We start from the raw sequence: 10,470 nt of genomic DNA, 5'->3' as shown, positions 1-10,470 counted from the left end.
GCGGAGAGTAGTTCGGAACTCGTCGAGCGCTACCTGCCCGACGCATTCCTGTTCGCTATCATCCTGACGGGGGTCGCATACATACTGGCGTTCGTCTCCGTCTCGTCGGGCACGGGGACAAGCACCGTCAGTCACGCGAGCAACATCCTGATGGACGGGTGGTACGGCGGGTTCTGGAACCTGCTTTCGTTCGGGATGCAGATGACACTCATTTTGATGACGGGCTACGCGCTCGCACAGACGCGACCGGTCGATAGGCTCCTCACCAAACTCGCGAGAGTTCCGGACACCGAGCGGGGAGCCGCCGCGATGGTTCCCGTCGTCGCCGCCGGGGCGTCGTTCGTCCACTGGGGGCTTGGGTTGGTGGTCGGCGCGCTGTTCGCCCGGAAGGTTGCAACCGAAATTCGCGGCATCGACTTCCCAATCGTCGTCGCTGGCGCGTACGCCGGATTCGTGGTCTGGCACGGCGGCCTCGCCGGGTCGATTCCGCTCTTGTTGAACACTGACGGGAACTTCCTCATCGAAGCCGGTGTTCTCGATACGACGTTCGGTACCGGTGGCACCATCTTCACCGTGGCGAACCTCGCTCTCGTGGCTGTGGTCGGCTTCCTCTTTCTCCCCGTGCTGTTCGCGTTGATGTACCCGAAGTCGGACGCGAAGAAGACGCCCATCGACCCCGAGGAGTTGGAAGCAGCGACCGACGGCGGCGAGCGAATGGACAATTCGGGAGCCTCGTCGGATGCACGGTCCGACGGTGGTACGGCGAACGTCTCGCTTCCCGAGGATGCATCCCTTGCGACGCGTATCGAGCATTCGTCCCTCATCGGCATGGGTATCGGTCTCGTCGGCTTACTGGCCGTTGGCCTGTTCTTCTGGGACGGAATTCAGGCGGGAACGATGCCGTGGAACAACCTGAACCTGAATATCGTCAACTTCGCGTTTCTCTTCCTCGGACTCCTGTTCCACAGGACACCCAAGGCGTATATCGAAGCTATCGTCGAAGCGGTCGAGAACGTCTGGGGAATCATCCTTCAGTTCCCCTTCTACGCTGGCATCATGGGCATCATGGCCTACGCGCCGGAGGGGTCAGTCAGCCTCGCAACGCAAATTGCACAGGGGATGGTCGCCGTCGCACCCGATGGGACGCTCCCGGTGTTCGCCTTCTTCACCGCCGGTCTCGTGAACTTCTTCGTCCCGTCCGGCGGGGGCGAGTGGGCTGTCATCGGCGAGACGCTCGTCACGGCCGCGAAAGCGTCCGGCGAGTCGATTCCTCGGGTCGCCATCGCCGCAGCGTGGGGAGACGCGTGGACCAACATGATTCAGCCGTTCTGGGCCATTCCGCTTCTCGCCATCAGCGGTCTCTCAGTCCGCGACATCATGGGCTACTGCGTGATGGTACTCTTCGGCGTGGGCGTCATCGTCGCTGTCGGCGTCAGCGTGCTCCCGATGTGACCGCAAAAAGAATCGAAAATCGGATTCGAGACGACTGAGTTCGAGACGAACTGAAACGGAGGCGGCCTCAGTTTCCTTTCTCGACGGGCGCGCCGACGAGGTTGCCCCACTCCGTCCACGAGCCGTCGTAGTTGGTGACGTTCTCGTAGCCGAGGAGTTCGTGCAGGGCGAACCATGCGATGGACGAACGCTCGCCGATGCGGCAGTAGGCGATGGTGGACTGGTCGCCTTCGATGTCTTCCTTCGCGTAGAGTTCGCGGAGTTCGTCGGCCGACTTGAACGTGCCGTCGGCGTTGACCGTTGCGGCCCACGAGATGTTGCTGGCACCCGGGACGTGGCCGCCGCGCTGGGCGGTCTCCTGCAGTCCCGGCGGGGCGAGAATCTCGCCGGAGAACTCTTCAGGCGAGCGAACGTCGACGAGCGGCAGACCCTTGTCGATTGCCTTTTCGACGTCGTCGCGGTAGGCGCGGATGTCCTCGAACGGACCCTTCGCCGTGTAGTCTTGCTCCGAGAAGGACGGGGTTTCGTCGGTGGTCGGGTAGTCGTTGTCGATCCAGAAGTCGCGGCCGCCGTTCATGAGGTGAACGTCCTCGTGGCCGTAGTACTTGAACTGCCAGTAGGTGTAGGCAGCGAACCAGTTCGAGTTGTCACCGTAGAGGACGACCGTCGAATCCTCCGAGATGCCGTGGGAGCCGAGAAGGTCCTCGAAGTCCTCCTTCGTCAGTATGTCGCGAGTCGTCTGGTCCTGAAGCTGGGATTCCCAGTTGAAGCCGATGGCACCGGGTGCGTGACTTTCGTCGTACGCCTCGGTGTCAACGTCGACTTCGACAAGTCGGTACGCCGGGTCGTCGCTCTGGAAGTCGTCGAGGTGGGATTCCACCCAGTCCGCAGAGACGAGTACGTCCTTTGCGTAATCGGAGTTTGACATCGCATCTTCCCATACGAAACCGAACCCCATAACTTTCACATCGACGGCATGTACATCCTGACCCCGGGTGATGCGGCAAGTATCACCCAGAATTTGGGGGTTCGGCCGTCGGGTGGGTCCCCATAACCGGTGTTTGGCGGGTTTTGAAGTCGTTTTTTCGATATACCGGCAACATACTCTGCTACTCCGGACACGGGGCGAGGGGTGCGAGGAGCCGCGAACCTAAATCCACGGAATGGATACGTGGGCGCATGGTAGACGTGGTCTCTGCGACGTGGCTCGCGGACCGACTTGACGATGTTCGCGTAGTTGACGTGCGAGACGGTTGGGAATTCGACGGTATCGGACATCTTCCGAGTGCCGTCTCGATTCCATTCGACGAGTTTCGAAGCGCCGATGGTGACACGGGTATGCTCCCCGGTCGAGACGTATGGTCCGACCTCATGTCGAATGCGGGTATCGCGGCCGATGACGAGGTAGTCGCCTACGACGACACCCACGGCGTCTTCGCGGCCCGGTTTCTCGTGACGGCGCTGTTGTACGGCCACGACTCCGAGAAGTTGCATCTCCTCGACGGCGACTTCAGCGCGTGGAACCGCGAGCACGAAACGACGACCGAGGCGACCGAGGTGGCCGCGACGACCTACGAACCCTCCGACCCCGAAACGACACCGCTCGTCGATTTCGAGACGGTCCAAGCGGCACTCGACGAGCCAGAAGCGGTCATCGTCGACACTCGCGAGCCAGAAGAGTTTGTGGAAGGGCACCTCCCCGGCGCAGTCAACCTCGATTGGCGCGAACTCGTCGACGACGAGACCCGCGGGCTGAAACCACGCGAAGAAATCGACGCGATTCTCGAAGGGGTCGGAATCACGCCCGACCGGCGAGTCGTGCTCTACTGCAACACTGCGCGCCGAATCAGCCATACCTACGTCGTCCTCTCACATCTCGACTATGACAATGTCGAGTTCTACGAGGGCAGCCTCACGGAATGGGAAGCCCGCGACGGGGCTATTATCGAAGGATAGTCCACGACAGTACTCTTGTTAATACACGTTCATTAGTCAAAGCGGTTCCCTCGAATACAGCCGTTTCACAACCTCTCAGCCGGGAGTATCGAAACCGGACGTATCACGGGCGTTAAATACCACACAGTACAACAACCCGGTAATGAGACGACGGACCTTCTTGAAGGCCGCCGGTGCGAGTGGTGCTTCGGCACTCCTCGCCGGATGTACCGGAACAGGTGGCGAATCGACGACGACCGAGCAGTCTGGTGGGGCTACGGAGACGACAACGACGCAAGGGACAACCACAGGCGGGGAGTCTCCGACACTCACCATCGGAACCTACGGGCCGTTCGTTGACACGGTGAGTTCGAGCCCCGGTCCGTGGCTGAAAGACCAGTTCGAATCCGAGTTCGATGCAACACTGAAGTGGCAGACACCCGATTCGGGCGTCAATCACTACATCGAGCGCTCACACCGCGGCGTCGAATCCGGTGCCGACCTTTACGTCGGCCTCGACGCGCAGATGCTCGTCCGCATCGACGAGAACCTCGACGGCGAACTGTTCACGCCGACCGAAGGACTCTCTCACAGTGGCGACGTGAACGAAGAACTCGAATTCGACCCCAAGGGACGCGCCGTCCCCTACGACACAGGCTACGTATCTATCGTCTACAACGAGACGCTAGGCGACGACGGGGCGTTCACCGCGCCGAAGACGTTCGACGAGCTGCTCAAACCCGAATTCGAGGGGACGCTTCTCGCACAGAATCCCACGTCGTCGGGGACGGGGAAGGCGTTCTTACTCCACACCATCGACGCGAAAGGTGAAGATGGCTACCTCGACTACTGGGCCAAGTTGAAGGAAAACGGCGTCCGCGTTCTCGGCGGATGGGAACCAGCCTACAACGCCTACTCGAAGGGCGAGGCCCCGATGGTCGTCTCGTACTCGACCGACCAGGTCTATGCCGCAGAGTCCGGCGAGGACATGGCCAAACACCAGATTCGATTCCTGAACGACCAGGGCTACGCCAACCCCGAAGGGATGGCCACCTTCGCCGACGCCGCCAACCCAGAACTCGCAACCGAGTTCATGGACTTCATGCTTCGGCCCGAAGTGCAGGCCGAAATCGCCGTCCGGAACGTTGCGTTCCCGGCGACAACCACCGCTGAACTCCCCGCCGACTTCGCCAAATACGCCCACGAACCGCCGGAAGCCGTCACGTTCTCCTACGACCGCCTCAAGGGTAACCTGAGTGACTGGACCGACGCGTGGGAACAAGAGTTCGCAAGCAAGTGAGGTGAGCGGAATCCCGGCACGCCGGGTCACTCGCCTGCTCGAACAGCGACTGCTCTCGGTCGTCGCGGCGGCCACCGCCGTCATCCTCCTCGTCCTCTTTTATTACCCCGTCGCCACCGTTTTCGCTGACGCGGTGCTCGAAGAGGGCGGGTTTACCCTCGACCCCATCATTTCGATTCTGACGAACGAGTTCTATCTGGTCGATATTATCTGGTTTACGGCGAAGCAGGCGTTCTACTCGACTATCGCCAGTCTCGCGCTCGGGCTTCCCGCCGCGTGGTTGTTCTCCCGCTTCGAGTTCCCCGGCCGCGAGACGCTTCGTTCGCTCACCATCCTCCCGTTCGTCATGCCCTCTATCATGGTCGCTATCGGGTTCGTTGCGACGTTTGGCCGCAACGGGACGCTCAATCGCGCACTCTCGGTCGTCGGTCTCCCGCCGGTCGAGTTACTGTTTACGCTCGAAGCCATCATCGTCGCCCACGCGTTCTACAACGCGCCGCTCGTCGCCCGCATCGTCACCGCCGCGTGGGAGAGTGTCGACGCCCGAACCGTCGAAACGGCCCGCTCGCTCGGTGCGAATCCTCGTCGGGCCTTCCGCGACGTGGTCCTTCCGCAACTCCTTCCGTCGGTCGGTATCGGCGCGACCCTGACGTTCATCTTTACGTTCGCGTCGTTTCCCATCGTCCTCGCGCTCGGCGGGTTCCAACTGGCGACCATCGAGGTGTTCGTCTACTCGAAGGTCCGCGACCTCGCCTACGCCGAAGCGGCCAGTCTGGCAGTCATCGAGACAGTCATCTCGCTCACGCTAACGGCGGTGTACCTCTGGTACGAGGCGAATCAGCGTGCTGCCGGTGGAGCGGCAAGCCCGCTTCCGCGACAGTCCGTGCTCCCGGCCGACTGGACGCCGAAAGCAGCCCTCAGAACAGTCGGTATCGCCGGATACGGAATCATCATCGGACTCGTCTTCATCGTCCCGATTGCGAGCATGGTTCTCGCGAGCGTCACCGGCGGCGACGGCGGGTTTACCCTCTCGCATTACGCATTCCTCGTCGAGCGGCAGGCGACCGGCGCGAGCTTTCAGGTAAAGCCGCTTCCAGCCATCTGGAATTCGCTCGTCTTCGCCGCGGGAACGCTCCTCGTCGCCGTCCCGATGGGCGTGACGATGGCCATCCTCACGACTCGGCAGTACCGCGGCCGCGGTCTTATCAACGTGCTCTCGATGGCCCCCTTTGCGGTTTCGGGTATCGTCGTCGGTCTCGGTCTGCTCCGCGGTCTCGTCTTCGGCGTGGACGTGTTCGGAACCCGAATCCGCGTCACCGGGACGCTCGCAATCATCGCCGCCCACTCGGTCGGTGCGTACCCCTTCGTCACGCGAAATGTGGCACCCCTGTTTTCCCGACTCGACGGCCGACTCGTGGAGTCAGCCCGGTCGCTCGGTGCGACCCGAACTCGCGCACTCCTCGACATCGAGTTGCCCCTCGTCTGGACCGGCGTCGTCGCCGGGGCCGCCTTCGCCGTCGCTATCAGTATCGGCGAGTTCGACTCGACGATTATCCTCGCGGAAGGGTCGGGAAGCTACACGATGCCCGTTGCGGTCGAACGGTTCCTCGGCCGCCGACTCGGTCCCGCGACGGCGATGGGGTGTGTCCTCCTCGTCGTCACCTCGATGAGCTTCGTCGTCATAGACCGATTCGGTGGAAGGGGTGAGCTATGAACGGCGACAAGTGGAGGGTTATGAGCGGCAGCAAGCGGAGAGTTATGAACGGCGACAAGCGGAGAGTTATGAGTGTCCGTACACGACCGACTGATGTGATTCCGGAGGTGAATCCATGAGACTCGAACTCGACGACGTATCCAAGCGCTACGGGACAGCGACCGCACTCGATTCGGTCTCGCTGTCTGTCGGGGAAGGAGAGTTCTTCACGCTCGTCGGCCCCTCGGGGTGCGGCAAGACGACGACGCTCCGGTGTATTGCCGGATTCGAGTCGCCGACAGAGGGTGCCGTCCGCTTCGACGGCGAGTCGATGGCGGGAGTTCCACCTGAATCGAGAGGGGTCGGCGTCGTGTTTCAGAATTACGCGCTGTTTCCCCATCTGACCGTCGGCGAGAACGTCGCCTACGGCCTTCGGTTTACGGACCCACCGGGTGGTGCCACCCGCGACGAGCGCGTCGCCGAACTCCTCGAACTCGTCGACCTCTCCGGGTTCGAGGACCGCGACCCCGATTCGCTTTCTGGTGGGCAACAACAGCGGGTTGCGCTCGCTCGCGCCCTCGCGCCCGGCCCGGACCTCCTTCTTCTGGACGAGCCGATGTCGGCGCTGGACGCCCGTCTTCGGGACCGACTCCGCCGACAAGTCAAGCGCATCCAGTCGGAACTCGGGGTGACGACCGTCTACGTCACCCACGACCAATCCGAGGCGCTGGCCGTCTCTGACCGCGTGGCGGTGCTCAACCGCGGGCGCGTGGAACAGGTCGGCAACCCCCGCGACGTGTATCACCGGCCGCAGACCAGATTCGTCGCGGAGTTCGTCGGTGAGAACAACGTCCTCGACGCGGTCGTGGAGTCTCGACCGGAAACGGGGGGGTTGCGAGTCGGTACCGAAGACCAGGTATTCACGCTCTCCGAGGGCGGCCGCACGTTCGGCGAATCACTGTCGCCAAGTACGTCGGATGCCGCTCCCGGCGAGTCGATTACGTTCTGCGTCCGGCCCGAAGCGCTCCGCGTCGGTGCCGGTCAAAACCGGATTCGCGGGACCATCGTCGATGCCGAGTTTCAGGGCGCGACGACACGTATCAGACTCGACTGGAGCGGGACCGAAGTGTCGGTGACAATCGACGACGACACAGAGCGCGGTGACGGTCGATTCGAACTCGGGTCGGAACTCGAAGTCGGGTTCAACCCCGACGCGGCGCATATCGTCGAGTGAAAACCAGGATTTTATCGGTCGATTCGGGAGCCTAGGGCGCGACGCCGACGGTCAGAAGCGTTCCGAAGGTCCGATAGCGGTCGACCATATCCTCGCGGGTCTCCCAATCGTCGGTGGGGAACGCTTCAGCCGGCGGAATTTCGATGTCCATGTCGGCGATGGAGTCCTGTTCGGCGACGTAGAGACCGGCGTCGCGGAAGGCCTCGCGATACTCCTCGTGTGTCCAGCGGGTCATGTCGATGGAAATCATCTCCTGCCACTCGTGAGAGTGGATATTCTCCTCGTAGTAGTTGACGGCGCAGAAGAACGTGCCGCCCGGCTTGAGGATGCGAGCGACCTCTTCGAGAGTGTGGTGTGGGTCGGCGGCGTAGTAAAACGCCTCCATCGACCAGATGTGGTCGACGCTGTTGTCGTCGAACGGAAGGTCGTCGAAGTCGCCGACGAGGAACGTGAGGTCGTCGGTATCGGTGTACTCGCGGGCGTTCTGGACCATCTCGGGCGAGCCATCGAGACCGAAACCGCGACCGGTTCCTTTCGTGTCGTGGAGGGCGCGGAGGGCGTAGCCGCTTCCCGTCCCGAGGTCGACAACGGTATCGCCTTCTTCGACCGGCATCCGTGCGAGGGCGTGCTTCGCAGTGTGCCAGTGTCGGTCCTCCATGCCTTTGTCGCGGCCGTCGGCCGCCCAGGCGTCGAACTCGTCGCGAACGCTCATACTCGAACCTTACAGTGTGGGGACTAAATCAGTTCGGAGCGCGACGACGGATAATTCGATATCCCCCTCACTCGGTGCTGCCGCCGCGCCTTTTAATTACCGCCGACGCCACGACCGGAGTATGGTCGGGGTCCGCCGCCGATTCGCGCTTGCCGACACCGCACAGCAGATTGTCGGCGGGTTCCTCCTCGCCGGACCGTTCGTCGTGACCGAGGAGGTGTGGGTGCTCGCGCGGAGCATGTCGCTCTTGCAGGCGATTCTCACGGTCGTTATCGTCCTCGCGGTCGGCTACGGCGCGCTCTACAAGGCCGACAACCGTGACCCGGACAGAGAACGTGAGGTCGGCGGGGTTCCGGTTCGATTTATCTCACTCATCAGCGTCGCGTATCTCTCCGTGTTCATCCTCGCTATCGCATTCGACGCGCCGGGAACCTTCCTCTCGGACGTGTCGGGGCGCATCATCTTCGACGCGATGGGAATCAAACTCGACCTCGCTGTACTGGCGATTACGCTCAAGGCGACGAGCGTCGGTGCGGTGTTCAGTGTCATCGGTGCGGCGACGGCTGACTCGCTGTTCTAATCGCCGCAACGGCGAATTCCTGTCTAATCACGACGGCTCACGGCGGCTGTGCTAATCGCGATGACGGCTGACTCGCTGTATGGGGCTGTGGCGACCCACAGTTTCCCAATCAGGTAGTCGAAATGGCATGAAGGATTAAGTCGGCAGAGTAACTGCTTGAGGTATGGATTACGAGCTCGCCATCGAAGACGCGCCCGAGACGATTCCGGGCGGCACAGGAATCCTGCTCCTTCATCCGAGTATCGGCGAGACTGACCGCATCGATACGGACTTCTTCAAGGTCGACACCGACCAGTTCCTCGTCATCTCGACGCGCACCACCGCACGCGAGGTCGAACAGAAGATTGAGCACTACGAAGTCGATGAATCCCGCGCAATCATCCTCGACACGCTCTCTATCGAACGTGGTTACTCCCGACGAAGCGCCGACAACATTTACTACGTCGCCGCGCCCGACGACCTCGACACCATCGTCGAAAAGACCCGACAGTTCTTGGAGAGTTACGACGGGAAACTCCGACTCAGCGTCGATTCGGTGACGGAGATGGCTTACTACGCCGACGAAGACCGCGCCTTCGAGGCGACAAAGCGAATCCTCGAACTCCTCAACGAGTACGACGCGGTCGGACTGTTCCACCTCTCGAAAGAAGTCCACGACCAAGAGACGCTCGACCGGTTTCGCGAGTTGTTCGACGGCGTTGTCGACCTCGACGAAGACGGCAGCGTCACGACGGACTTCTAACTCGAAGACGAACTCCCTCAGTTCAGGAGCACGGCGCGTCGCGTGCCGACACTCGGTTACCTACTCGTCTGTGTCGCGGGCGTCCTGGCCCTCCGCGAGTTGCTCGAACGTCTTTTCTGCCCACTTGACCGCGTAGGTTGGGCCATGGTCGAGGTACGCCGCGGTGTCGAGAGCGGCAAACGGCGCGGGCAAGTCGCGCTCGTGTTTGATGGCCGAGCACGCGAACTCGGTCGCCTCGGGGAACGACAGTCGCCCGAGTGCAACCAACCGCGGGAGATTCGCCAGTCTGTCGTCCAGTCGCTCGCCCGCATCGACCCACGCATCGTGGAGGCGGTCGTATCTGCCGTCCCACGAGGCAAACTCCTCGCGGGTCTGAAGTCCCACCCAACCCTCGTAGAGAGCGGCGGCAACCTGATACGTCTCGCTCGGGCCGAGGGGCATCGCCGCTTCGAGGTCGCGATACTGCTCGCCGAAGAACGGCAGGAAGTGTTCCGGGATGTCGTCAGTTCCCGCTTGAACGAGCGCCTCGGCGATGAGGAAGTCCAGAAAGTCGTCCGGAGTCCCCTTCGCGCGGTACTTCACCAACACGACCGGGGGCGTCGTCTGCCAAGTCCACGTCACGGTTCCGTCGCCGGGCATCCCGATGGTGAAATCCGAGGAGGCGTATCGGCGTAGCGCCTTCGGGACATCGTCTGGTAGCCACTCAGCGGGATACGCCGCCGGGGAGAGCATATCGACTACGAGACCGAGGTTCTCCGCTTCTTCCGGGGGGATAGTGTCTAAATCCTCGTTTACATTCAATACGAGTGTGCTGGGGTCTTA

General features: G+C 62.0%; 9 protein-coding genes and 1 pseudogene. 7 read left to right on the top strand and 3 right to left on the bottom strand.

Translation table 11 applies throughout. The features are described from left to right. On the top strand, positions 1–1,452 hold a 1,452-nt coding region (locus QT222_RS13455), incomplete at its 5' end, for a short-chain fatty acid transporter (RefSeq protein ID WP_491477460.1). Between the two features lie 67 nt (positions 1,453–1,519). On the opposite strand, the gene QT222_RS13450 is transcribed toward QT222_RS13455, so the two are convergent. Then, the gene (locus QT222_RS13450; protein WP_491477459.1) at positions 1,520–2,380 is read right to left on the bottom strand and encodes a sulfurtransferase; all 861 of its coding nucleotides are present in this window, start codon (positions 2,378–2,380) and stop codon (positions 1,520–1,522) included. Between the two features lie 251 nt (positions 2,381–2,631). Here QT222_RS13450 and QT222_RS13445 point away from each other — a divergent pair, with 251 nt between their 5' ends. From QT222_RS13445 to QT222_RS13430, 4 genes are all read left to right on the top strand, one after another. Next, positions 2,632–3,408: a sulfurtransferase gene (locus tag QT222_RS13445; RefSeq protein ID WP_491477458.1), complete on the top strand. Its 777-nt coding sequence runs from the start codon at positions 2,632–2,634 to the stop codon at positions 3,406–3,408. Positions 3,409–3,550: 142 nt separating this feature from the next. After that, on the top strand, positions 3,551–4,687 hold the full coding sequence (locus QT222_RS13440) for a thiamine ABC transporter substrate-binding protein (protein ID WP_491477457.1): 1,137 nt from the start codon (positions 3,551–3,553) through the stop codon (positions 4,685–4,687). 1 nt (position 4,688) lies between these two features. Continuing rightward, positions 4,689–6,401, top strand: a complete 1,713-nt coding sequence (locus QT222_RS13435) for an ABC transporter permease (RefSeq protein ID WP_004058802.1) — start codon at positions 4,689–4,691, stop codon at positions 6,399–6,401. A gap of 115 nt (positions 6,402–6,516) precedes the next feature. Beyond that, the gene (locus tag QT222_RS13430; RefSeq protein ID WP_491477456.1) at positions 6,517–7,614 is read left to right on the top strand and encodes an ABC transporter ATP-binding protein; all 1,098 of its coding nucleotides are present in this window, start codon (positions 6,517–6,519) and stop codon (positions 7,612–7,614) included. A 31-nt stretch (positions 7,615–7,645) separates the two neighbouring features. On the opposite strand, the gene QT222_RS13425 is transcribed toward QT222_RS13430, so the two are convergent. Continuing rightward, on the bottom strand, positions 7,646–8,326 hold the full coding sequence (locus QT222_RS13425; RefSeq protein ID WP_004058806.1) for a class I SAM-dependent methyltransferase: 681 nt from the start codon (positions 8,324–8,326) through the stop codon (positions 7,646–7,648). A 121-nt stretch (positions 8,327–8,447) separates the two neighbouring features. Here QT222_RS13425 and QT222_RS13420 point away from each other — a divergent pair, with 121 nt between their 5' ends. Continuing rightward, on the top strand, positions 8,448–8,906 hold the full coding sequence (locus tag QT222_RS13420) for a DUF2391 family protein (protein ID WP_004058807.1): 459 nt from the start codon (positions 8,448–8,450) through the stop codon (positions 8,904–8,906). A 163-nt stretch (positions 8,907–9,069) separates the two neighbouring features. Then, positions 9,070–9,648 carry a DUF7090 family protein gene (locus tag QT222_RS13415; RefSeq protein WP_491477455.1) on the top strand — a complete coding sequence of 193 codons (579 nt, stop codon included), beginning with the start codon at positions 9,070–9,072 and terminating at the stop codon, positions 9,646–9,648. A 60-nt stretch (positions 9,649–9,708) separates the two neighbouring features. Here QT222_RS13415 and QT222_RS13410 read toward each other — a convergent pair. Further along, a pseudogene (locus QT222_RS13410) lies at positions 9,709–10,464 on the bottom strand (DUF7089 family protein); the annotation flags it as partial. Between the last annotated feature and the right edge of the window lie 6 nt (positions 10,465–10,470).

This window comes from Haloferax sp. s1, from assembly GCF_058382125.1.
The sequence above is the reverse complement of the archived record's forward strand: the minus strand, read 5'-3'. Positions and strand labels throughout refer to the sequence as shown.